Raw genomic sequence first — 23,049 nt, forward strand, 5'->3', positions numbered from 1 at the left:
TCCCACAATCGCCATTGCCATGGAATCTCTGACTCGCCGCGCCCTGCTGTCGCACGGCGCCGGCCTTGCACTGGCCGGTGCACTGCCGGCCTGGGCGCAGGAGCCGTCTGCCGACGCCTTCCTCGCCGACCTCGAACGCCGCACCTTCGACTTCTTCTGGGAGACGACCGATGCGAAGACGGGCCTGGCGCCCGACCGCTGGCCCACGCCGTCGTTCGCGAGCATCGCGGCCGTCGGCTTCGCGCTCAGCGCCTATCCCGTCGGCGTGGCGCGCGGCTACATCACGCGCACCCAGGCACGCGACCGCACGCTCACCACGCTGCGCTTCTTCGCCAACCTGCCGCAAGGCCCGGGCAGGACCGGCGTGGCCGGCCACAAGGGATTCTTCTATCACTTCCTCGACATGAAGGAAGGCCTGCGCTTCGGGCGCTGCGAACTGTCGACGGTGGACACCGCGCTGCTGCTGATGGGCGCGCTGCATGCGCAGAGCTTCTTCGACGGCGACTCGCCCGAAGAAGCCAGCATCCGCAGCCTCGTCGATGAGCTGTACGGCCGCGTCGACTGGGCCTGGGCGCAGGTTCGCCCGCCGTCCATCGGCCACGGCTGGACGCCCGAGAAAGGCCATATCGCCAGCGACTGGAAGGGCTACAACGAGGCCATGATGGTCTACCTGCTCGCGCTGGGCTCGCCCACGCGAGCGGTCAAGCCCGAGGCCTACGACGCCTGGCTCAGCACCTACGACGCGCACAGCTGGGGCGAAAGCCACGGCCAGACCTTCCTGCGCTTCCCGCCGCTGTTCGGCCACCAGTTCACGCACTGCTGGGTGGACTTCCGCGGCATCCGCGACCGCTACATGGCGGCCAAGGGCCTGGACTACTTCGAGAACTCGCGCCGCGCCACCTACGCGCAGCAGGCCTACGCCGCCGCCAACCCGCTGGGCTGGCAGGGCTACAGCGCCGAGGTCTGGGGCGTCACCGCCAGCGACGGCCCGGCCGACATCACGCTGCCCTACCGCACGACCAACGGCAAGCTGGAGAAGCGCCGCTTCATCAGCTACGCGGGCCGCGGCATGGGCGAGCACGACGATGGCACGCTGGCGCCCTACGGCGCGGGCAGCTCCATCACGTTCGCGCCCGAGATCGTCGTGCCGGCGTTGATGGCCATCAAGCAGCGCTACCCGCACACCTGGGGCCGCTACGGCTTCTGGGACGCCTTCAACCCCAGCTTCAACTATCCCGACGTGAAGCTCACGCACGGCCGCATCGAGCCCGGCAAGGGCTGGGTGGACACCGACATGCTGGGCATCGACCAGGGCCCGCTGCTGGCCATGATGGGCAACCACCGCGGCGAGCTGATCTGGCGCGCGATGCGCAAGAACGCCCACCTCGTGCGCGGCCTGAAGCGCGCGGGCTTCTCGGGCGGCTGGCTGGGCTGATGCAGCGTCGCCGGCTGCTCACCGCTGCGGTTGCCGCGCCGCTGGCCGGCTGCAACCGCGACCGCGGCGCCACCACGCTGCGCTTCTGGGCCATGGGGCGGGAGGCCGAGGTCGCGGCCGAGCTGATCGCGGGCTTCGAGCGCGAGCGCCCCGGCGTGCGCGTCAAGGTGGAGCAGCTGCCGTGGACGGCCGCGCACGAGAAGCTGCTGACCGCGTTCGCCGGTGATGCGACACCCGACCTCGCCCAGGTCGGCAACACCTGGCTGCCCGAGATGCAGGCGCTGGGCGCGCTGGAGCCGCTGGAGCCGTGGCTCGCGCGCACGCCGGCGCTGCAGGCGAGCGATTACTTCGACGGCATCTGGGCCACCAACGCGCCGGCCGGCCAGCGCGTGGGCCTGCCTTGGTACGTGGATACGCGGCTGCTGTTCGTGCGCCACGACCTGCTGGCCCGGGCGGGCATTCCGCGCGTGCCGCAGAACTGGAGCGAATGGCGCGCCGCGCTGGCACGCCTGCGCGAGCACGGCATGGCCACACCGCTGCTGCTGCCTACCAACGAGTTCGAGCCGCTGCTGGCGCTGGCGCTGCAGCAGCCCGCCGAGGTGCTGCGCGAGGGCGGGCGCTTCGGCAACTTCTCGTCGGAAGACTTCCGCCGCGCTTTGGGCTTCTACGCCGAGCGCTTCGCGCGCGGTGACGCGCCGGGCCTCACCAACAACCAGGTCGCCAACGTGTGGCAGGAGTTCGGCCGCGGCACGTTCGCGTTCTACATCTCCGGCCCCTGGAACATCGGCGAGTTCAAGCGCCGCCTGCCGGCCGACCTGGCCGATGCGTGGAGCACCGCCGAGCTGCCCGGCCCCGACGGGCTGGGCGCGTCCATCGCCGGCGGTGCCAGCCTGGCGATGTTCAAGCGCTCGCGCCACAAGCCAGAAGCGTGGGCGCTCATCAGCTACCTGAGCCGGCCCGACGTGCAGCAGCAGTTCTACCGCCTCACCGGCGACCTGCCGCCGCGCCGCAGCACCTGGGCCATGCCGCTGGACGGTGGCGCCACGCTGGCCGAGGACCGCCACGCCGCGGCCTTCCGCCGCCAGCTGGAGCGCGTGCGGCCCACGCCCGCCGTGCCCGAGTGGGAGCGCATCGCCAACGAGATGCAGCTGGCCGCGGCGCGTGTCGTGGGCGGCCGCGACAGCATCGACGTCGCCGTGCGCGGCCTGGATGCGCGCGTGGACGGCATCCTGGAAAAGCGCCGCTGGATGCTGGATCGGGCGTCGTCATGAGACACGGTCGTCGCGAATCCCTCGCCGCCTGGGCCTTCGCCGCCCCGGCGTTGATCGTCATCGCGCTGTTCTTCGGCGTGCCCGTATTCGCCGGCCTGGCGCTGAGCCTGACCGACTTCGACATCTACGCCCTTGCCGACCTGCGCAACCTGCGCTGGCAGGGCTGGGACAACTACGTCCACGTGCTGAGCCTGCCGCTGTTCTGGCAGGCACTGGGCAACACCGCCTACTTCGTCGTGCTGGGCGTGCCGCTGTCCATCGCGCTGTCGCTGGCCGCGGCCGTGCTGCTGCAGAGCAGGCTGGTGCGCTTCAAGCCGCTGCTGCGCACGGCGCTGTTCGCGCCCGTCGTCACCACGCTGGTGGCGGTGGCCGTCATCTGGCGTTACCTCTTCCACGTGAAGTACGGCCTCGTGAACTACGCGCTGCAGTCCTTCGGCGTCGACCCCATCGACTGGCTGGGCGATCCGCACTGGTCCATGCCCACCATCATCGGCTTCGCCGCGTGGAAGAACTTCGGCGGCAACATGATCATCTTCATCGCCGCGCTGCAGGCCGTGCCGCACGACCTGTACGAAGCCGCGCGGCTGGACGGCGCGAAGTCGTGGGCGCAGTTCCGCCACATCACGTTGCCCGGCATCGCGCCGACGCTGCTGATGGTCACCATCCTGACGACGGCCGGTTACTTCCAGCTGTTCGCCGAGCCCTACGTGATGACGCAGGGCGGCCCGCTGCAGAGCACGGTCAGCGTGCTTTACCTGATGTACGACGAAGGCTTCAAGTGGTGGAACCTGGGCCTGGCCTCGGCCGTGGCCTTCGTGCTGTTCGTCATCATCGTCGCCGTCAGCAAGGGGTTGATCGCGCTGCAGCGGCGGTGGATGGGGGAGGGCGCATGAAGCGCGTGCTCGTCAATGCGCTGTTGTGGCTGTTTGCGGCGCTGGCGATCTTTCCGCTGGTGTGGATGGTCTGCGTGTCGCTGATGCCGGCCGGCAGCGCCTCCACGCTGCCGCCACCGTTGCTGCCGCACGAGCCCACGCTGGTGCACTACCGCGCGCTGCTGGGCGACGGCGGGCTGAAGCGCGCTTTCGTCAACAGCCTGGGGCTGGCGGTGGTCAGCACGCTGGTGTCGGTGAGCTTTAACACGCTGGCGGGCTACGCGTTCGCCAAGCTGCGCTTCAAGCACCGCGAGCGCGTGTTCGGGCTGCTGATCGCGGCGCTGGTCATCCCGGGTCAGGTGGCCATGCTGCCGTTGTTCCTGATGCTGAAGAGCATGGGGCTGGTGAACACGTGGATGGGCGTGCTGATCCCCGGCATGGCGGGCATCTTCGGCATCTTCCTGGTGCGGCAGTACGCGCGCGGCGTGCCGGATGAGCTGCTGGACGCGGCGCGGCTGGACGGCGCCGGCGAGTGGCGCATCTTCTGGAACATCGTGCTGCCGACGCTGAAGCCGGTGCTGGTCACGCTGGCGGTGTTCGCGTTCCTCGGCAGCTGGAACGACTTCATGTGGCCGTTGATCGTGCTGACCGACGGCGACCTGCACACGTTGCCGGTGGCGCTGGCCGCGTTGTCACGGGAGCATGTGCAGGACAGCGAACTGATGATGGCCGGCGCGGTCATCACGGTGCTGCCGGTGCTGCTGTTGTTCGTGGCGTTGCAGCGGTATTACATGCAGGGGTTGTTGATGGGGAGTGTGAAGTGAACGCGTGTGCTTCGCGCTGCTTCGGGTTGGTGGCCAGTGACGTGCCGGGAGTTCGCCCCGGCGGGCGACCTACTTTCTTGCACGCGCAAGAAAGTAGGCAAAGAAAGCGCCCCTGCAAAACCGCCCCTGCGGGGTTCCCTGCGATGCTCGAAGCCCAGGGCCCGCGCAGAACTCCCTCCGCTACGCTCCGGTCAAACAGCTGCGCGGAGTCAGTTCTTGAAGCGAGCTTCGCTCGCGCCCTGGGCTTCTGCGCTTCTCGGCGGTTTAGAAGGGGAGACCCCAAAACAGCCGAACAGCCAACAGCCAAACCCGCACGCCGGCTGGCGCCGGCTGTTTTGTGTGCCCCCTTGAGCACCGCCGAGGAACGCAAGCCCCGAAGCCCGCGAGCGCAGCTCGCCTCGACAACTGACTCACGACGACTGTTCGAGCAGAGCGTAGCGGCGCGAGTTCGGCGTGGGGCTTCGGGGCTTGCGGTCCTCGGGCACCCGAGCGAAGCGAGGGCGGTGCGGTCGGGGGTCGTTTCTTTGCTTACTTTCTTGTCGACACAAGAAAGTAGGTCGCCCGCCGGGGCGAACTCCCGGCACCACTCGTCGCAGAAGGCCGCCGCAACGTGAAACATCTCCTCCTCACGCTGCTGCTCGCGGTCACTCAGCTGACGCACGCCGCCGTCCTCGACGACATGAAGGACGCCACCCCCTGGCAGGCCACCGCCTCTGACCAGGTGAAAGCGTCCGTCCGCCGTGATGCCAAAGACGACAGCCTCTGCCTCGACTACGACTTCGCCGGCGTCTCCGGCTACGCCGTGCTGCGCCGCGAGCTGCCGCTGGACTGGCCCGCCGACTTCGCGCTGACGACCCCGCTCAAGGGCCGCGGTGCCGGCAACGACGTGCAGATCAAGCTCGTCGACGCCAGCGGCGACAACGTCTGGTGGATCAACCGCCCCGCCTTCGACCTGCCCGACACCCTCACCGAGCAGCGCTTCAAGCGCCGCCACGTCACGTTCGCCTGGGGCCCGACGCCGGAGCGCACGCTCAGGCGCAGCCAGTTCATCGAGTTCGTTGTTGTCGCGGGCCAGAAAAGCCGCGGCGGCGGCGGCACGCTGTGCGTCGGCGCGCTGGGCCTGGAGCCGCGCGAGCCGGCACCTGCCAGCTGGCCGGCGCCCAAGCGCACGCGCGGCGCCGGCGAGATCACGCTGGACTTCCACACGCTGCGTGAGTTCAACGGCCTGTGGTTTGCCAGCGGCTCGCCCACGCGCGTCGAGGTGTCGGACGACAACCGGCGCTGGAAGCTGCTGTCCGCGCGCCCGGCCCGGGCGCTGTTCCTCGGCGAACAGGAGTGGCGCTGGCTGCGCATCCGCCACGAGGGCAAGACGCCGCCCGAAGTCCAGCTGCGCGACGCCGCCCAGTGGCCCGACCGCAATGCCGCCGTCGCCGAACTGGCCAAGGCCCTGCCGCGCGGCGACCTGCCGCGTGCCTTCCTCGGCGAGCAGAACTACTGGGCCGTCGTCGGCGTCGACGGCGGTGCCGAGCGCTCGGGCCTCGTCAGCGAAGACGGCGCCATCGAGCTGACGCGCGGCGGCCCCAGCATCGAGCCGGCCGTTCGCCTCGCTGACGGCCGCCTGGTCACCTGGGCGCAAGTGCGCAGCGAGCACCACCTCGTCGAGCACGCGCTGCCGGTCGTGCAATGGCGGCATGCGGACGTGGAGCTGCGCGTTGAGGCCGGCGCCGACGGCCCGGCCGCGGAGCCGAAGCTGCTGGCCCGCTACACGCTGCGCAACCCGACGGCCCGACCGCAGCAGTACGCGCTGCTGCTCGCACTACGGCCCTGGCAGGTCAACCCGCCGCAGCAGTTCCTGTCGACGCCGGGCGGCATCAGCCCGCTGCCATCGGTCAGCTGGGCCAACGGCAGCCTCAGCGCGCCGGGCCTGCGCGTCACGCCGAGCGAACCACCGGTGGACGTCCGCGCTGCGCCGTGGAGCACCGGCGCCGGGCTGGCCGCGCTGCTGCAGGCACCGCCGCTGACGCAGCTCGCCGACACCGACACCTTGCCCTCGGCGCTGATGCGCTTTGACGTGACGCTGGCGCCGGGCGAGTCGCGCCGGCTGGGCTGGGTCACAGGCAACGGCGACGCAGCCGCGCTGGACGCCCGCCTCGCCGTCGCCGCGGCGCAGTGGCGCGACCGCCTCGGCGTATTGCAGCTGGACCTGCCGCCCCCGGCCCAGCCGGTGGCCGACACCATGCGCGCCGCGCTCGCCCAGATGCTGATGTCCCGCGAGGGACCGGCGCTGCGACCGGGCACCCGCGCCTACGCTCGCTCGTGGGTGCGCGATGGCGCCATGATGGTGGCGGGCCTCGTGCGCATGGGCGAGACGCAGGCGGCGCGCGAGTTTGTCGACTGGTTTGCCGGCCACATCTTCGACAGCGGCAAGGTGCCCTGCTGCGTGGACCAGCGCGGCGCCGACCCCGTCGTCGAGAACGACAGCCACGGGCAATACCTGTTCGCCGTCGCCGAGCTGTGGCGTCACACGCAGGACCGCGCGCTGCTGCAGCGCCACTGGCCGCAGGTGCAAAAGGTGGTGGCGTGGATGGAGGCGTTGCGCCAGAGCGAACGCAAGCCCGGTGCGGACGCGAGATTCAAAGGCCTGATGCCACCCTCCATCAGCCACGAGGGCTACAGCGACAAGCCGGCCTATTCGTACTGGGACGACTTCTGGGCGCTGCGCGGCTACAAGGACGCCGTGCAGATCGCGCAGGCGCTGGGCGACTCGGCCAGCGCTGGCCGCTGGGCCGCGTCGCGTGACGAGTTCGAGGCCGACCTCGTCGCCTCCGTCGCTGCCACCGCGCAGCATTTCAGGCTCGACCACATTGCCGGCGCCGCCGACCGGGGGGACTTCGACGCCACGTCCACGACGATGGCGCTGAACCCCGCGCAGGCGGAAGGCCGGCTGCCGCCCGCGCTGCTGCGCGGCACCTTCGACCGCTACGTGGCCGAGGCCGACGCGCGCATCACCGGCGCCAAGGCCTGGAAGGACTACACGCCCTACGAGCTGCGCAACGTCAGCGCGCTGGTGCGGCTGGGCCGCGTGGACGATGCGCACCGGCTGCTGGCCTGGTTCTTCACGCACCAGCGCCCGGCCGGCTGGCGGCAGTGGGCCGAGGTCGTGCTGCCCGACGCGCGAGAGGCCCGCTTCCTCGGCGACATGCCGCATGCGTGGATCTCGTCGGACTACCTGCGCGCCGCGCTGGACCTGCTGGCCTACGAGCGCGAGGCCACCGGCAGCGTCGTGCTGGGCGCCGGCCTGCCTGCCGCCTGGCGCGAGGCTGGCGACATCGGCGTGACCGGCCTGTCCACCGCCTGGGGCCGGCTGGACTACCGCCTCGAACGCCGCGCCGGCGGCTGGACGCTGCACATCGACCGCCGCCCCGACCGCCTGCCCGGTCAACTGCGCCTGGCCTGGCCCGGCGCGGGGCCGTTGCCGCGCGCTAACGTCGCCACCCAGCAGCTGGCCTGGCAGGCACGAGAGCTGCCGCTGCCGCCCGGCGCCACCACGATTCATCTGGAGACCACGCCATGACGCTGAACCGCCGCCAGTTGCTGTTGACGACGCCCGCGCTCACCGCACTCACGGCGCCGCTGCTGGGCGCCTGCGCCGCCATGCCGCCCACCGTGCCCGACGGCCTCGCCGCCGGCGAGCAGCGCGCCTGGGAGCTGGAAGGGCAGCGCTTCTGGATCTGGCTGCCGCGTGACTACGCACGCACGTCGGCGCGCTGGCCGCTGGTGATCTTCCTGCACGGCTCCGGCGAGCGCGGCACCGATTTGCAGAAGGTCAAGGTCCACGGCCCGCCCAAGCTTGTCGCGCAAGGGCAGGCCTGGCCCGCCATCCTGGTCTGCCCGCAGCTGGAGGATGGCCGCCGCTGGGACCCCGAGCGCCTGCACCGCCTGCTCGTCGCGCTGCAGGCGCGGCTGCACATCGACCCACAACGCTGCACCGGCACCGGGCTGTCGCTGGGCGGCTTCGGCATGTGGCACTGGGCCACGGCCTACCCGCGCGACCTGGCGGCCATCGCGCCCGTCTGCGGTTTCGGCGACCCCGCCAAGGTGGCCGCGATGCGTGCCGTGCCGGTGCGGGCCTACCACGGCGACCAGGACACCGTCGTGCCGGTGGCGCCGCACGTCGCCTGTGTCGACGCGCTGCGCGCGGCCGGCGGCCAGGCCTCGCTGACGATCTACCCCGGCGTGGGCCACGATTCGTGGACGCCCGCCTACAACGACCCCGAACTGCTGCCCTGGCTGTTGGCGCAGAAACAGACATGACCGTCCACCTCGTTCGCAACGCCGCCGGCCTCGAAGCCGAGCTGCTGTCCCATGGCGCGCTGCGCCGGCTCATGCTCGCGTCGGGGCTGATGCTCAACCTCTTCCCCGGCAACGAGCTGGAAGGCGGGCCCGCCAACATCTGGCTGCGCCGCCGCGAGGCGGGCGGGGACTGGCAAGCGGTGCCGCTGCTGGGACCGCAGTCGCCGCTGAGCGTGCACGCCGAGGCCGGCGCGTTCGAGCTGCGCGGCCACTGGCAGGGGCTCGCGCTGCGGCTGCAGCTGCGGCTGGCGGCCGACGAGCCGACGCTGTTCTGGCACCTGCAGGCCGACCACCACGGCACCGCGGCCTGCGAGCTGGCCGCCGTGCTGGTGCAGGACGTGGGCCTGGCCGACTACGGCGCGGTGCGCACCAACGAGTTCTACGTCAGCCACTACATCGACCTCCAGCCGCTGCACGACGCGACGCACGGCGTGCTGCTGGCGGCGCGCCAGAACCAGGCGCAGCAGGGCCGCCACCCCTGGCTGCTGGCCGGCTCGCTGCGCCGGGCCGAGAGCTTCGCGACCGACGCGGCCCAGCTCTGGGGCCACGCCGCGCGCGAGGGCCTCGCGCCGCCCGCCATCGCCGCCGGGCTGCCCGGCTGCCGGCTGCAGCAGGAGCATGCGGTCGTCGCGTTGCAGGACGAGGCCGTGTTGCTCGCGCCGGGCGGCCAGCTGGCGGCCGGCTTCTTCCTGGCGCTGCAGGCCCACCATCCCGAGGCCAGCAGTGACGCCGACCTGGCCCGACTGCCCGCACTGCGCGCGCTGCCGCAGGCCCGCATCGGCGCGCCGGTGGACGCGCCGGGCCAGCCGCCCGCAGCCAGCCTGTTCGTCACCGCGCCGGCACTCGCCACGCGCGAGGTGGACCTCGCCCCCTTCGGCGAGCGCCGCCACGAGGAATGGCACGACGGCCGGCTGCTGAGCTTCTTCGCCGGCGAGTCCGGCCACGTCGTGCTGCGCGCCAAGGAGCTGCGCGTGCAGCGCCCGCACGGCCACATCCTGCGCAGCGGCCACCACCTCGTGCCCGACGAGGGCGCGCTGACGTCCACCTGCTGGATGGGCGGCGTCTTCCATTCCATGCTGACGCAGGGCCACGTCAGCATCAACCGCCTGCTGTCCACGCAGCGCAGCCTGCTGGGGCTGTTCCGCACGGCTGGCCTGCGCGTGTTCGTCGCGCCGCCGGCGGGCGATGACTGGCAGCTGCTGGGCCTGCCGTCCGCGTTCGAGATGCAGCCGCAGCGCTGCCGCTGGCTCTATGCCCACGCCGGCGGCCTCATTGAGGTCGTTGCCCATGCGGGCGCCGCGCCCGACACGGTGGGCTTCGCGCTGAACGTGTTGCAGGGCGGCCCGCTGCGGGTGCGCGCCAGCCTCAACCTCGCGCTGGGCGGCGACGATGGCGCCGCGCCGCTGAAGCCCGGCTGGCTGCACAGCGGCGACTCGCTGCGCATCACGCCGCCGGCCAGCAGCGGCTTGGCCGAGCGCTTCCCGGGCGGCGCCCTCGTCATCGACGCACCGGGCCTGGCCATCGTCGGCGACGACGGCCGGCTGTACGGCGACGGCGTCAGCCGTGGCGAGCCGCTGCTGGTGCTGGACTTCGCGCCCGCCACCACCGTCGCGATGACGCTGCGCGGCGAGCTGCTGCAGGCCACGCCGCCTGCGCCCCAGCCGCTGGCGCTGCCGCAGTGGCAGCACCCGGCGCTGGCCCAGCTGCGCGACATCCTGCCCTGGTACGCCCACAACGCGCTGGTGCACTACCTGTCGCCGCGCGGGCTGGAGCAGTACTCCGGCGGCGGCTGGGGCACGCGCGACGTCTGCCAGGGGCCGCTGGAGATGCTGCTCGCGCTGGGCCACACGGCGCCGGTGCGCGACCTGCTGCTGCGCACCTTCGCCGCGCAGAACCCCGATGGCGACTGGCCGCAGTGGTTCATGTTCTTCGAGCGCGAGGCCGGCATCCGCGCCGGCGACTCGCACGGCGACATCGTCTTCTGGCCGCTGCTGGCGCTGGCGCAGTACCTCATCGCGTCGGGCGACGCGGGCGTGCTGGCCGAGGCGCTGCCCTTCCACGGCGGCGAGCCCGCGCCGCTGGCCGCCCACGTCGCGCAGGCGCTGGCGCTGATCCGCCGGCGCGTGGTGCCCGGCACCGGTCTCGCGGCCTACTGGCATGGCGATTGGAACGACTCGCTGCAGCCTGCCGACCCGGCGCTGCGCGACCGCCTGTGCAGCGCCTGGACCGCCACGCTGCACCACCAGACGCTGCACACGCTGGCCACCGCCTTCGGGCGCCTCGGGCGCGCCGACGAAGCGGCGCAGCTCGTCGCCGAGGCCGCCGGCGTGCGCGCCGAGTTCCAGCGCCTGCTGGTGCAGGACGATGTCGTGACCGGCTATGCGCTGTTCCCGGAGCACGGCGAGCGCGAGCTGTGGATCCACCCGCGCGACACGCGCACCGGGCTGCGCTACAGCCTGCTGCCCATGATGCACGCTGTGCTGGACGGCCTGCTCACGCCGGCCCAGGCGCAGCACCAGGCCGCGCTGATCGAGCAGCACCTGAAGGGCCCCGACGGCGCCCGGCTGTTCGACGCGCCGCTGCCGTACCGCGGCGGTCCGTCGCGCTTCTTCCAGCGCGCCGAGACCAGCACCTTCTTCGGCCGCGAGATCGGCATCATGTACATGCACGCCCACCTGCGCTACGCGCAGATGCTGGCGCACCTGGGGCAGGCCGACGCCTTCCTGCAGGCGCTGATGCTGGCCCATCCCATCGCGCTGGCCGAGCGCGTGCCCAGCGCCAGCCCGCGGCAGGCCAACTGCTACTACTCCAGCTCCGACGCCGCCTTCCCCGACCGCTACGAGGCCCAGGCCCACTACGGCCGCGCGCTGGCCGGCGAGGTGGCGCTGGACGGTGGCTGGCGCATCTACTCCAGCGGCCCGGGCATCGCGCTGGGCCTGGTCATCGGCTCGCTGCTGGGGCTGCGGCTGGAGAGCGACGCGCTGGTCGTCGACCCCGTCATGCCGGCGCTGCTGGACGGGCTGCGCGTGCAGATCACGCTGGCAGGGGTGGCGCTGTCGCTGCACTACCGGGTGGGGCCGCGCGGGCACGGCGTACAGCGCGTGCTGGACGAGCTGGGCCACGAGCTGCCCGGCCAGCGCCGGGCCCACCCCTACCGGCTGGGGGCGCTGGCGCTCAGCCGCCCGCCGGCCGGCCAGCCGCTGCGCTGGACCGTCGAGCTCGGCTGAGCCCCAGCAGCGCCAGGCCGCCGGCCAGCCACAGCGCCGCGCTGCCGGGCTCCGGCACGGCCAGCAAGCTCTGGAAACCCACCACGGCGCTGGCCGTGATGTCGCGGCCGTCGGCGTCCAGCGCCTGCAGGCCGGTCATCTCGAAGGTGCTGGCGTAGTCGGCCGCCACCTCGTTGCCGGTCAGCACGGTGCCGAACGACAGGTTGGCAAACGTCCAGGCCGGCGCGTACACCTGCGCCAGCAGCTGCAGGTCCAGCATCAGCACCGGGTTGGCGCGGTTGTCGAAGAAGTCGCGCTCCAGCGTCAGCCGTACCTCGGTGCCGCCGCCGGCCTGCGTCAGCTCGGCGAAGCGCAGGCTGGCCTCGGGCATCGCGGTGACGCGGGGGGTGATCTTCGGCGTCGACAGGCCCGAGCGCAGCTGCCTCGCCACCGCGACGCCGCCGCGGGCATAGGGCGCGAAGCTGCCGAACACGCCGTCCGACGCGAAGTGCCCCGACTGCACCGCGACCGCGTAGCTGGTGTCGGCCTGCCAGACATGGCCCGCCTCGAATGCGCTGCCCAGCCGCAGTTCGCCGGACAGGTGGAAGCTCAGCGTCAGCTGCGCCGGCATCACGCTGCCGAGCACCAGGTAGTCGGTGTAGCGCGCAAAGCCCTGGCCCTGCAGCGTCGGCACGGGGTCGCGCCCGTCGTGCGGCGTGCCGCCGGCGCGCGACATCACCTCCACCTGCGCGATGCTGGCCGCGCCGAGCCGGGCCAGTGCGTAGCTGCCTGGCGCCTGCGGGTTGAACTGGCTGGGGCGCTCGAAGTAGGCCGTGCTGGACAGCGTGGCGCTGCCGCCCGCCGGCACGGCGCACAGCTGCGACAGGGTCTGGCCCAGCGGCGTCATGGCTGGCGTGGCGGCGCAGCCGGGCAGGTCGGTGGCAGCATCGCCCGGCCACTGGCTGCGGGCCAGCGTGCCGAGCGCGCCGGCGGCGGGCTGTGCCGTGGCCGCGGTGGCCGCCAGCAGCGTGGCGGCGAGCCAGGGCGTGAGTGGGTGTGAGCGCATGGGTGTCTCCTGTCGGCGAGCGGTGCCCGCCATGCTCGGCGCGCCGCCGCGGCGCTGGGGGGGCGGCGTCACCCGTACGGGTGAAGCCCGTCCCGGGGACACGGGACGCGCCTCCACAATGCAGCCATGTCGACGCCCCCGCTGCGCACCGCCCTGGTCGAGGACGAAGCCGCCTTCCGCGGCGCGCTGGCCTCCGCCGTCATGCAGGCCGACGGCTTCGAGCTGGTGGGCACCGCGGCGGACCTGCCCGACGGCCTGCAGTTGCTGCGCCGCGTGCGGCCCGAGCTGCTGCTGGTGGACCTGCAGCTGCCGTCGGGCAGCGGGCTGCGCCTCATCGAGGCGGCCGCGGCCGAGCTGCCCGGCACCGAGGTCGTCGTCGTGACGACGCTGGGTGACGAGGACAGCGTGATGGCCGCGCTCGCCGCCGGCGCCGTGGGCTACCTGCTCAAGCAGGGGCAGGCGCACCGGCTGGTGGAACAGCTGCACAGCCTGCGCGAAGGCGGGGCGCCGCTGAGCCCGGTGCTGGCGCGGCAGCTGATGCGCCGCCTGACGCCGCCGCAGGTCGCGACGCCGGCGGCCCAGGATGTGAGCCTGTCGGAGCGCGAGGCGCAGATCCTCGACGCCGTCGCGCGCGGCTACCGGTACGACGAGATCGCCGGCCAGCTGGGCATCAGCCTCAATACCGTGTCCACGCACGTCAAGCGCTGCTACCGCAAGCTGCAGGCGCATTCCAAGACGCAGGCGCTGGCGCAGGCCCGTCGGCTGGGCCTGATCGGCTGATCAGCCCGACGGCAGCCGCCACGCCACGGCCGTGCCCGGGCCGTCGACGGCCCAGCGCGGCGGCGCCGGCGAATGCCAGCTCACGGCGCCGCCCAGCCGTTCGGCCCGCTGCATGACGCTGCGCCGGCCCTGGCCTTGCGGCGCGTCGTCGGCCATGCCGGTGCCGTCGTCCACAACCCAGACCGTCACCGCCTGATCGTCCGCCTCGGTGGCGACGATGAGGCGGTGCGCGCCGCCGTGGCGCAGCGCGTTGGCGGTGAGCTCCTGCAAACCGCGCACCAGCTCGAGCGCGCCGCCGCCCGCCAGGCAGGGCAGGTGCGGCGCATGGGCCACACGCCAGTCCATCGCGCAGCCGGCGCTGCGCAGCACCGGCTCGATGCGCTGGCGCCAGCTGCCGAGCAAGACGCCCAGGTCGCCGTCACCCTGGGCCAGCGTGTCGACCGACAGCCGCATCTCCAGCAGGCATTCGTCCAGCGCCTCGCCCAGCGCTGCGGCGTCCAGCTCCGGCGCGCGCAGCCGCACGCTCAGCAGCCGAGCGCCCAGCCCGTCGTGCAGGTCCTGCAGCAGCCTGCGGCGCTGCTCGCTGACAGCGCGGTCGCGCTCGGCCTGCGCATGCGCGGCGAACACGGTCTCCAGCTCGCGGCGGCGCTGTTCCAGCTCCAGGCTGAGACGCTCGCGCAGCTGGCGTTCGCGCCGCGCACCGTCGTTGAAGTGGCGTTGCAGCAGCAGCGCCACCCAGGCCACCCAGCCGGCGTGGGCCAGCGCGTTGGCGTCCACCACCGGGCGGTCCAGCACCAGCGCGCACAGGCTGACCCAGGCCCAGGTGCCGGCCGAGAAGCCCACCAGCAGCGTCGTGCCCCAGGTGGCCGGCGTCGCGCGCTCGCGCAACGCGCGCAGTGCCAGCTGCCAGGCCAGCCCGAACAGCAGCGCCCGCGAGCCCAGTGCCCACCAGGGCCAGAAGTGGTCGAAGCGGCCCCACGGCCAGCCCAGCCCCGCGGCGAGCAGGTCCAGCGGCAGGCCCACCAGCGCCACGGCCCACAGCAGCCGGCGCAGCCCCGGCGTCCAGGCCTGAGCCAGCCGCGCGCAGATCGCCACCAGCAGCAGCTTGGCGCCCAGGTCGGCGGCGTCCAGCAGCATGCGCCACCACGGCGACGGCAGCGGCTGCTCCGGCAGCACGTAGGGGCTGAGCAGCAGCGCCAGCAGCGCGACGTGCAGCGCGCTGAGCGCGTAGAGGGGCTCGTCGCGCCGCGTGCGCGCCACCAGCGCCAGGAAGGCCGCCACCAGCACGCCGCCCAGCGCCGTCGCGGCCCGCAGCAGCTGCCAGCGGCGGCGGCCGCTGTCCAGCGCCTGCACCGCATCGGGCGGGCCCAGCAGCGGCGCTTCGAGCCCGGCGCCGCTGGGCCCCGGCGCGGCCAGACGCAGCTGCAGCACCTGGGCGGCCGGCTGGCGGTGCAGGCCCGGCAGCAGCTCCAGTACCCAGCGCTGGTGGCCCAGCACGAAGCGCTCGCCGGTGCCGGCCGCGTCGCCCGGGCCTGCGGCCAGCGGTACGCCGTCCAGGTAGGCCGTCAGGCCCGGGCGGTAGGTCAGCGCCAGGCTCTCGGGCCGGTCGCCCGCGGTGGGCAGCGGCAGGGCCAGCCACAGCGCCGAGGTGTCGGTGGCCGCGCGGCTCAGCGGCAGCCGGCGCAGCGGCGCGCTGGCCAGCCCGGCCGGCGGCGTGGCAGCGTCGGACACCAGCACCCGCGCCTCGCGCAGCACGCGCACGCCCAGCGTGGCCGGGTCGGGCCGCTGCACGGCCTGCACGGCGAACACGGCCAGCAGCGGCAGCAGCACCGCGGCCAGCAGCGTCAACCAGAGGCGGGCGGCGCGCATCGGCGGCTAGGTCATCCGCATCGGGAGGGTGACGGGGCCGTCGTTGACGAGGTGCACCTGCATGTCGGCGCCGAACTCGCCGCTGGCGACGACCGGGTGCTGGCGGCGCGCGACCGCCAGCGTGTGCTCGTACAGCCGCCGGCCCTGCTCCGCGGGCGCCGCACCGGTGAAGCTGGGCCGGTTGCCGCCCGAGGTGTCGGCCGCCAACGTGAACTGGCTGACGATGAGCAGCCCACCGGCCACGTCCTGCAGGCTGCGGTTCATCTTGCCGGCTTCGTCGCTGAAGACGCGCAGCTTCAGCACCTTGGAAACCAGCCTCTCGGCGACGGCTTCGCTGTCCGTCGGCTCGGCGCAGACCAGCATCAGCAAGCCCTGGCCGATGGCGCCGATCACCACGCCCCCCACTTCCACGCGCGCCTCGCGCACCCGTTGCAACACTGCGATCACGTCGGTCCCTCCGCGCCGGCATTGTCGCTAGCATGCGCGCGTCACCCCGCCCGGCTGGGAGCCCGCGTGCTCAAGATCCTCGTCAAGTTCTGGCTGCTGCGCTTCGCACAGGTCTTCGTGCTCGCGGGCGCCGCACTGGGCCTCGTGGAATGGCTGCAGCGGGGCGCGGCCGGTTTCGGCTGGGGCTCCGTGCTGGGCTGGGCGGCGCTGGCGGCGCTGCTGACGGCGTCGGTGTCGGCCCACTGGGCCTGGAAACGCCAGTGCAGGCAGGTGTTCAAGGACCCGGCCTGAGCCGCGCGTTCCTAGAATGGCCTGAAATCCTCCCGGAGCCCCGCATGAGCACCCCCCACACCACCAGCGTCGCCCACATCGCGCCGCGCGAGAAGGCCGAGATCCTGTCGCAGGCGCTGCCCTACATCCGCAAGTTCCACGGCAAGACCATCGTCATCAAGTACGGCGGCAACGCGATGACCGACCCCGAGCTGCAGCAGGACTTCGCCGAGGACGTCGTGCTGCTCAAGCTTGTCGGCCTGAACCCGGTGGTCGTGCACGGCGGCGGCCCGCAGATCGAGGACGCGCTGAACAAGCTGGGCAAGAAGGGCCACTTCATCCAGGGCATGCGCGTGACGGACGCCGAGACGATGAGCGTCGTCGAATGGGTGCTGGCCGGCGAGGTGCAGCAGGACATCGTGGGCCTCATCAACGCCGCCGGCGGCAAGGCCGTGGGCCTGACCGGCCGTGACGGCGGCATGATCCGCGCGAAGCAGCTGAAGATGCTGGACAAGGACGACCCGGCCAAGGAGCACGACATCGGCCAGGTCGGCGACATCGTCTCCATCGACCCCTCCGTCGTGAAGGCGCTGCAGGACGACCAGTTCATCCCCGTCGTCAGCCCCATCGGCTTCGGCGAGAAGAACGAGAGCTACAACATCAACGCCGACGTCGTCGCCGCCAAGCTGGCCACCGTGCTGCAGGCCGAGAAGCTGCTGATGCTGACCAACATCCGCGGCGTGCTGGACAAGCAGGGCGAGCTGTTGACCGAGCTGACGCCGCGCCGCATCGACGAGCTGGTGGAAGACGGCACCATCAGCGGCGGCATGATCCCCAAGATCGCCGGCGCCATCGACGCGGCCAAGAGCGGCGTCAACGCCGTGCACATCATCGACGGCCGCGTGCCGCACGCGATGCTGCTGGAAGTGCTGACCGACCAGGCCTACGGCACGATGATCTCGTCTCGGTGAGACGAGTGCGCCCCTCGTCTGGCCAGGCGCCGCTGCACGCGGGCCAGCCCAGCCGGTCCCCCGAGGGGACGGCGATGCCTGGCGGATCGACCGCCAGGCACATCGCCAGCCCGGGCCGGCTTGGGAGCGGCCCGGCGCTCGGCCCGCAATACCCCACCACGGAGCCCTCGATTTGACCCGTCACTCACGCGTCTGGCTGTTCGACCTCGACGACACGCTGCACAACGCGTCGCACCGCGCGTTCCGGGAGCTGAACGCGTCGATGTCCGCCTACATGGTGACCTACCTGGGCCTGACCGAGGAGGACGCGGCCACGCTGCGCAACCGCTACTGGCAGCGCTACGGCGCGACGCTGACGGGGCTGCAGCGCCATCACGGCGTGAAGCCGGCGCATTTCCTGCACGAGACGCACAAGCTGCCCGGGCTGGAGGCCCACCTGCACGGCCATGCGCACGACCTGGCCGCGCTGCGCCGGCTGCCCGGGCGCAAGCTGCTGATGACCAATGCGCCGCGTGCCTATGCCGAGCGCGTGCTGGCCGCCATCGGGCTGACGGGCGTCTTCGAGCAGTTGATCTGCGTGGAGGACATGCAGCTGTTCGGCCATTCCCGACCCAAGCCCGATGCGCGCATGTTCCGCGTCGTCATGGCGCGGCTGAAGCTGCGGCCCGAGCAGTGCGTGCTCGTCGAGGACACGCTGATCCACCAGAAAACCGCCCGCGGCCTGGGGATGAAGACGGTCTGGATGCAGCGCTGGGCGCGGCTGGCCGCCGACGGCCGGCGCCTGCAGCACCGACCGGTGTACGTCAGCCGGCGCGTGCGGTCGCTGGCCGCACTGGCGCGTTCCCCCCACTTCTGAAGGAAGGCTTGCGTGACCTGGGGTTATCCTGGCCGCGACAATACGTCTTTCGCGCCTTTGAAGATCTGAAGAGTCAATGACCCCGTTCTCGGTCCTTATCGTCGAAGACCAGGCCCGCTTCCGGGAGGCCTTCACCCATGCGTTGGGCAGCGTGCCCGACATCGAGCTGCTGGGCATCGCGCCCGACCTGCCGCAGGGCCGGCGCATGTTCGACCAGCTCCAGCCCGACGTGCTGCTCGTCGACCTGGACCTGCCCGGCGGCAGCGGCATCGAGCTGATCCGCCACGCGGCGCAGACGCGGCCGCAGTGCGAGGTCATGGTGATCTCGGTGTTCGGTGACGAGCAGCATGTGGTGGCCAGCATCGAGGCTGGCGCCACCGGCTACCTGCTGAAGGACAGCCTGGCGCTGGACCTGCCCGGCCAGCTGCGCAGCCTGCGCGCCGGCGGCAGCCCCATCAGCCCCGTCATCGCGCGCCGGCTGCTGGTGCGGCTGGCGCCTGGCGCACAGGGCTCCACCGGCCCGTCGCCCGAGGCCATGGCCGCAGCGATGGCCGACGAGGAGGTCGTCGCGCTGTCCGAGCAGGAGTCGCGCGTGCTGCACCTGGCGGCCAAGGGCTTCACGTTCGACGAGATCGCGCAGTTCATGCAGGTCTCGCCGCATACCGTCATGACCTACGTGAAGCGCGTCTACCGCAAGCTGCACGTGCGCTCCAAGGTCGAGGCGATCTACGAAGCGCGCCGGCTGGGCTGGCTGCGGGATTAGCATCCGGCGCCATGGACGCCGAGACCGCCGCCGACAGCCCCGCCACGCCGACGCCGAAGAAGCGCCCCAAGCCCGGCGAGCGCCGCACGCAGATCCTGCAGGTGCTGGCCGGCATGCTGGAGCAACCCGGCGCCGACCGCATCACGACCGCCGCGCTGGCCGCCCGGCTGGACGTCAGCGAAGCCGCGCTGTACCGCCACTTCGCCAGCAAGGCGCAGATGTTCGAGGCGCTCATCGACTTCATCGAGAGCAGCGTGTTCGGGCTCATCCACCAGGTCGTCGACGTGCCCCAGCCCATGCCGGGCCAGGCGGCGCGCATCGCGGCGCTGATCCTGCAGTTCGGCGAGAAGAACCCCGGCATGGCGCGCGTCATGGTGGGCGACGCGCTGGTTTACGAGAACGAGCGGCTGACGGCGCGCATCAACCAGTTCTTCGACCGCGTCGAGTCGTCGCTGCGCCAGGTGCTGCGCGCGGCGGCCGAGGCGCAGGGGTCGCTGACGCCCACCGTGCAGGCCAATGCGCAGGCGTCGGTGTGGATCAGCTTCATCGTCGGCCGGCTGCACCGCTACGCCCGTTCGGGCTTCAAGCGGCTGCCGACCGAGCAGCTGGACGCGGCCCTGAAGGTCATCGGCTGACGGCTCGCCTCCTACACTGGCGGCATGTCTGCCGCTGTTGAATCCCTGCTCGCCCGCGCCGAGGGCCTGCTGGCCCGGCTCGAAGCCGTGCTGCCCCATGCCGCCACGCCGCCCGACTGGGCCGCGTCCCCCGCCTTCCGCGCCCGCCGGCGCCATGGCGCGCTGTGCCTGGAGCCGGTGCGCGCGATCAGCCGCATCGCGCTGTCCGACCTGAAGGAGGTCGAGCCGCAGAAGGAGCGCCTGCTGCGCAACACGGCCCAGTTCGTGGCCGGCCGGCCGGCCAACAACGTGCTGCTGACGGGCGCCAAGGGCACGGGCAAGAGCTCGCTGATCAAGGCGGTGCTGAACGAGTTCTCGGGCCAGGGGCTGCGCCTCATCGAGGTGGACAAGGCCGACCTCGTGGACCTGCCGGACCTCGTCGACCAGGTCGCCGGCCGCCCGGAGCGTTTCGTCGTTTTCTGCGACGACTTGAGCTTCGACGAAGGCGAGGCCAGCTACAAGGCGCTGAAGAGCGTGCTCGACGGCTCGGTCGCGGCCGCCAGCGACAACGTGCTGATCTACGCCACCAGCAACCGCCGCCACCTGCTGCCCGAGAAGATGGCCGACAACCTCGGCGGCACGCGCGGCGAGCATGGCGAGATCCACCCCGGCGAGGCCGTGGAGGAGAAGATCTCGCTGTCCGAGCGCTTCGGGCTGTGGATCAGCTTCTACCCGTTCAGCCAGGCGGAGTACCTGACCATCGTGGCGCAGTGGCTGCGCCACTTCGGCCTGGACGACGCGTCCATAGCTGCGGCGCGCCAGGAGGCGCTGATCTGGGCGCTGGAGCGCGGCTCGCGTTCGGGCCGCGTGGCCTTCCAGTTCGCGCGTGACCGCGCCGGCCGCGGGGCCGTCGGCCATGCGGAGCCCGCGCAGCGTCTCGGCGACGATGGCCAGGCACCGGAAGGGCTGGACCATGTCTGACGCCGAACGCGTGCCGGTGGAAGTGGCCGTGGGCGTGCTCGTCGAGCGCGACGCGGCCGGGCGCGAAGGCCGCTTCCTGCTGACCTCCCGCCCCGAGGGCAAGGTCTACGCCGGCTACTGGGAGTTCCCGGGCGGCAAGGTCGAGGCCGGCGAGACCGTCGAGCAGGCGCTGGCCCGCGAGCTGCGCGAGGAGATCGGCATCCAGATCGGTGCCGCCCACCCGTGGCAGGTGCTGGTGATGGACTACCCCCATGCCCGCGTGCGGCTGAACTTCTGCAAGGTCTACGACTGGACCGGCGAGTTCCAGATGCTGGAAGGCCAGCAGATGGCTTGGGGCCAGCTGCCGGTGCAGGTCAAGCCCGTGCTGCCGGGCACCATCCCCGTGCTGCAGTGGTTTGCCGAAGAGCGTCAACACGCCGGCCCCACTCACCTAGACTGAAGCCATGAACTGGTTGGACGAAGTGAAGTGGGACGACCGTGGCCTGGTGCCCGTGATCGCCCAGGAGCAGGGCACCGGCGACGTGCTGATGTTCGCGTGGATGAACCGCGAGGCATTGGCGCTGACGGCCGAGCGCGGCCAGGCGGTGTATTTCAGCCGCTCGCGCAACAAGCTGTGGCACAAGGGCGAGGAGAGCGGCCATTTCCAGCAGGTGCACAGCATCCGCATGGACTGCGACAACGACGTCGTGCTGCTGACCATCACGCAGCTGGGGCACGAGCCCGGCATCGCCTGCCACACCGGCCGGCACAGCTGCTTCTTCCAGAAGCTGGAGAACGGCGTCTGGAGCACCACCGAGCCGGTGCTGAAGGACCCGCACAAGATCTATGAATGACGACATCCTCCGCCGCGTCGGCGCGGTCATCGACAGCCGCAAGGGCGCCGCCCCCTCCACCAGCTACGTCGCCAAGCTCTTCGACAAGGGCCTGGACAGCATCCTGAAGAAGGTCGGCGAGGAAGCCACCGAGACCGTCATGGCCGCCAAGGATGGAGACCCGAAAAAGGTCGTCTACGAGGTGGCCGACCTGTGGTTCCACAGCATGGTGGCGCTGGCGCACTTCGGCCTGACGCCGGACGACGTGCTGCAGGAACTGGCCCGTCGCGAAGGCCTGTCCGGCCTCGCGGAATTCGCTGCGCGCAAGCCGGATTGAACGAAAGACCCCCGCCATGCAACCTGTGAGCCTCGAAGTGACCCCCGCCGTCGACAGCCAGCGGCTGCAGAGCCTGCGCAGCCTGACGCTGGTCGTCTACATCCTCTACGCCGTCGGCGTGTTCACCGGGCTGCCGGCCTTCATCGGCATCCTCATCAACCACCTGAAGGCCGGGGACACCGAAGGCACGATCTACCGCAGCCACTTCAGCTGGCAGATGCGCAGCTTCTGGTGGGGCCTGGCCTGGGCCATCCTGGGCTGGGTCACGATCTGGGTCGGGGTCGGCTTCGTCATCCTGGGCGCCAACTGGCTGTGGCTGGTCTACCGTCTGGTGCGCGGCTTCCTGAACTGGAACGACGGCAAGCCCATGCCGGTCTGAACAAGGAAAACCATCGTGTCCCACGACCCCAACTGCCTCTTCTGCAAGATCGTCGCCGGCCAGATCCCGAGCAAGAAGGTCTACGAGGACGAGGACGTCCTCGCCTTCCACGACATCCACCCCTGGGCGCCCGTCCACATCCTCATCATCCCCAAGCGCCACATCGCCTCCATGGCCGACGTGACCGAGGCCGAGAGCCAGCTGCTGGGCAAGATGACCACGCTGGGCCCGCGGTTGATGAAGGAGCTGGGCGTGAGCAACGGCTTCCGCCATGTCATCAACACCGGTCATGATGGCGGCCAGGAGGTGTTTCACCTGCATCTGCACGTGATGGGCGGCCCGCGCCCGTGGTTGAAGGGCTGAGATCCGCCCCCAGCTAGCCGCGGCGCATGACGCGGTGATGGCAGGGGCCATGCGCCCCCTCACCTAGAATTTGAGCCAGTCCACAAGGAGCAAGCATCATGGGTTCATTCAGTATTTGGCACTGGCTGATCGTTCTCGTCGTCGTCATCGCCATCTTCGGCACCAAGAAGCTGCGCAACGTCGGTTCCGACCTCGGCGCCGCGGTCAAGGGTTTCAAGGACGGCATGAAGGACGGCTCGACCGCCGACCCGGCCGCACCGCCGCAGCAGGTCACGGCCAGCAAGGCCAACGACCCGAACACCGTCGACGTCGACGCCAAGCACAAGTCCTGAGCCTGACGAGTGCTGGACTTCGGCTTTGACAAGATCGCGCTGATCGGCGCGGTGGCGTTGATCGTCATCGGCCCCGAGAAGCTGCCGCGCGTCGCCCGCACGGTGGGCACCCTGCTGGGCAAGGCGCAGCGCTATGTCGCGGACGTCAAGGCCGAGGTCAACCGCTCCATCGAGCTGGAGGAGCTTCAGAAGATGAAGACCCAGTTCCAGACGGCGGTGAGCGACGTCGAGCAGAGCGTGCGCCAGGA

Annotated in this window: 23 protein-coding genes and 1 pseudogene; 21 read left to right on the forward strand and 3 right to left on the reverse strand. The window is 71.6% G+C overall.

Annotation, left to right across the window (positions count from 1 at the left end):
- Positions 1-19: 19 nt before the first annotated feature.
- The 7 genes from ACG04Q_RS16270 (at position 20) to ACG04Q_RS16300 (ending at position 11,982) form a co-directional block, all read left to right on the forward strand.
- A complete protein-coding gene (locus ACG04Q_RS16270) occupies positions 20-1,435 on the forward strand; it encodes a glucoamylase family protein (RefSeq protein WP_394512016.1) in 1,416 nt (471 codons plus the stop codon).
- On the forward strand, positions 1,435-2,706 hold the full coding sequence (locus ACG04Q_RS16275; protein ID WP_394512017.1) for a sugar ABC transporter substrate-binding protein: 1,272 nt from the start codon (positions 1,435-1,437) through the stop codon (positions 2,704-2,706). The genes ACG04Q_RS16270 and ACG04Q_RS16275 overlap by 1 nt, the downstream gene beginning before the upstream one ends.
- A complete protein-coding gene (locus ACG04Q_RS16280) occupies positions 2,703-3,599 on the forward strand; it encodes a carbohydrate ABC transporter permease (RefSeq protein WP_394512018.1) in 897 nt (298 codons plus the stop codon). The genes ACG04Q_RS16275 and ACG04Q_RS16280 overlap by 4 nt, the downstream gene beginning before the upstream one ends.
- Entirely contained in the window at positions 3,596-4,402 is an 807-nt protein-coding gene (locus ACG04Q_RS16285; RefSeq protein ID WP_394512019.1) for a carbohydrate ABC transporter permease, read from the forward strand. Before ACG04Q_RS16280 ends, ACG04Q_RS16285 begins: the two co-directional genes overlap by 4 nt.
- A 610-nt stretch (positions 4,403-5,012) precedes the next feature.
- Positions 5,013-7,976, forward strand: coding sequence for a glucosidase family protein (locus tag ACG04Q_RS16290; protein WP_394512020.1), 2,964 nt, complete (start codon positions 5,013-5,015; stop codon positions 7,974-7,976).
- Entirely contained in the window at positions 7,973-8,716 is a 744-nt protein-coding gene (locus tag ACG04Q_RS16295; protein WP_394512022.1) for a carboxylesterase family protein, read from the forward strand. Before ACG04Q_RS16290 ends, ACG04Q_RS16295 begins: the two co-directional genes overlap by 4 nt.
- Positions 8,713-11,982 carry a hypothetical protein gene (locus ACG04Q_RS16300; RefSeq protein ID WP_394512023.1) on the forward strand — a complete coding sequence of 1,090 codons (3,270 nt, stop codon included), beginning with the start codon at positions 8,713-8,715 and terminating at the stop codon, positions 11,980-11,982. Before ACG04Q_RS16295 ends, ACG04Q_RS16300 begins: the two co-directional genes overlap by 4 nt.
- On the opposite strand, the gene ACG04Q_RS16305 is transcribed toward ACG04Q_RS16300, so the two are convergent.
- Entirely contained in the window at positions 11,930-13,027 is a 1,098-nt protein-coding gene (locus ACG04Q_RS16305; RefSeq protein ID WP_394512025.1) for a hypothetical protein, read from the reverse strand. The genes ACG04Q_RS16300 and ACG04Q_RS16305 overlap by 53 nt on opposite strands.
- A 126-nt stretch (positions 13,028-13,153) precedes the next feature.
- On the opposite strand from ACG04Q_RS16305, the gene ACG04Q_RS16310 reads away from it, so the two are divergent.
- The gene (locus ACG04Q_RS16310; protein ID WP_394512027.1) at positions 13,154-13,807 is read left to right on the forward strand and encodes a response regulator; all 654 of its coding nucleotides are present in this window, start codon (positions 13,154-13,156) and stop codon (positions 13,805-13,807) included.
- Here ACG04Q_RS16310 and ACG04Q_RS16315 read toward each other — a convergent pair whose 3' ends face one another.
- Both ACG04Q_RS16315 and dtd read right to left on the reverse strand, forming a co-directional pair.
- A complete protein-coding gene (locus ACG04Q_RS16315) occupies positions 13,808-15,676 on the reverse strand; it encodes a sensor histidine kinase (protein WP_394512029.1) in 1,869 nt (622 codons plus the stop codon). It abuts the gene before it with no gap.
- Between the two features lie 6 nt (positions 15,677-15,682).
- On the reverse strand, positions 15,683-16,123 hold the full coding sequence (dtd, locus tag ACG04Q_RS16320) for a D-aminoacyl-tRNA deacylase (RefSeq protein WP_394512030.1): 441 nt from the start codon (positions 16,121-16,123) through the stop codon (positions 15,683-15,685).
- Positions 16,124-16,189: 66 nt separating this feature from the next.
- Between dtd and ACG04Q_RS16325 the strand changes: the two genes are divergently transcribed.
- The 13 genes and pseudogenes from ACG04Q_RS16325 to tatB form a co-directional block, all read left to right on the forward strand.
- Positions 16,190-16,414 carry a hypothetical protein gene (locus ACG04Q_RS16325; protein WP_394512031.1) on the forward strand — a complete coding sequence of 75 codons (225 nt, stop codon included), beginning with the start codon at positions 16,190-16,192 and terminating at the stop codon, positions 16,412-16,414.
- Positions 16,415-16,458: 44 nt separating this feature from the next.
- The gene (gene argB / locus ACG04Q_RS16330) at positions 16,459-17,364 is read left to right on the forward strand and encodes an acetylglutamate kinase (protein WP_394512032.1); all 906 of its coding nucleotides are present in this window, start codon (positions 16,459-16,461) and stop codon (positions 17,362-17,364) included.
- Positions 17,365-17,536: 172 nt separating this feature from the next.
- Positions 17,537-18,220 carry a pyrimidine 5'-nucleotidase gene (locus ACG04Q_RS16335; protein ID WP_394512033.1) on the forward strand — a complete coding sequence of 228 codons (684 nt, stop codon included), beginning with the start codon at positions 17,537-17,539 and terminating at the stop codon, positions 18,218-18,220.
- A 76-nt stretch (positions 18,221-18,296) separates the two neighbouring features.
- A complete protein-coding gene (locus ACG04Q_RS16340; protein ID WP_394512035.1) occupies positions 18,297-18,983 on the forward strand; it encodes a response regulator in 687 nt (228 codons plus the stop codon).
- Between the two features lie 11 nt (positions 18,984-18,994).
- Positions 18,995-19,618, forward strand: a complete 624-nt coding sequence (gene slmA, locus ACG04Q_RS16345) for a nucleoid occlusion factor SlmA (protein WP_394512036.1) — start codon at positions 18,995-18,997, stop codon at positions 19,616-19,618.
- Positions 19,619-19,642: 24 nt separating this feature from the next.
- On the forward strand, positions 19,643-20,578 hold the full coding sequence (locus tag ACG04Q_RS16350; protein ID WP_394512038.1) for an ATP-binding protein: 936 nt from the start codon (positions 19,643-19,645) through the stop codon (positions 20,576-20,578).
- A complete protein-coding gene (locus ACG04Q_RS16355) occupies positions 20,571-21,017 on the forward strand; it encodes an NUDIX domain-containing protein (protein ID WP_394512039.1) in 447 nt (148 codons plus the stop codon). The genes ACG04Q_RS16350 and ACG04Q_RS16355 overlap by 8 nt, the downstream gene beginning before the upstream one ends.
- Positions 21,018-21,021: 4 nt before the next feature.
- Positions 21,022-21,411 (forward strand): phosphoribosyl-AMP cyclohydrolase, encoded by a 390-nt coding sequence (gene hisI, locus ACG04Q_RS16360; RefSeq protein WP_394512040.1) that lies wholly within the window; start codon positions 21,022-21,024, stop codon positions 21,409-21,411.
- Entirely contained in the window at positions 21,404-21,727 is a 324-nt protein-coding gene (locus ACG04Q_RS16365; RefSeq protein ID WP_394512041.1) for a phosphoribosyl-ATP diphosphatase, read from the forward strand. Before hisI ends, ACG04Q_RS16365 begins: the two co-directional genes overlap by 8 nt.
- A 16-nt stretch (positions 21,728-21,743) precedes the next feature.
- Positions 21,744-22,106 (forward strand): DUF4870 family protein, encoded by a 363-nt coding sequence (locus ACG04Q_RS16370; RefSeq protein ID WP_394512042.1) that lies wholly within the window; start codon positions 21,744-21,746, stop codon positions 22,104-22,106.
- A 15-nt stretch (positions 22,107-22,121) separates the two neighbouring features.
- Positions 22,122-22,469 (forward strand): histidine triad nucleotide-binding protein, encoded by a 348-nt coding sequence (locus ACG04Q_RS16375; RefSeq protein WP_394512043.1) that lies wholly within the window; start codon positions 22,122-22,124, stop codon positions 22,467-22,469.
- A gap of 98 nt (positions 22,470-22,567) precedes the next feature.
- Positions 22,568-22,801 carry a Sec-independent protein translocase subunit TatA gene (tatA, locus tag ACG04Q_RS16380; RefSeq protein ID WP_394512044.1) on the forward strand — a complete coding sequence of 78 codons (234 nt, stop codon included), beginning with the start codon at positions 22,568-22,570 and terminating at the stop codon, positions 22,799-22,801.
- Positions 22,802-22,810: 9 nt separating this feature from the next.
- Positions 22,811-23,039: pseudogene (gene tatB / locus ACG04Q_RS16385) on the forward strand (Sec-independent protein translocase protein TatB); the annotation flags it as partial.
- Positions 23,040-23,049 lie beyond the last annotated feature (10 nt).

The sequence above is a fragment of the Pelomonas lactea genome (genome assembly GCF_043555885.1).
GTDB classification, from domain to species: domain Bacteria; phylum Pseudomonadota; class Gammaproteobacteria; order Burkholderiales; family Burkholderiaceae_C; genus Pelomonas; species Pelomonas lactea.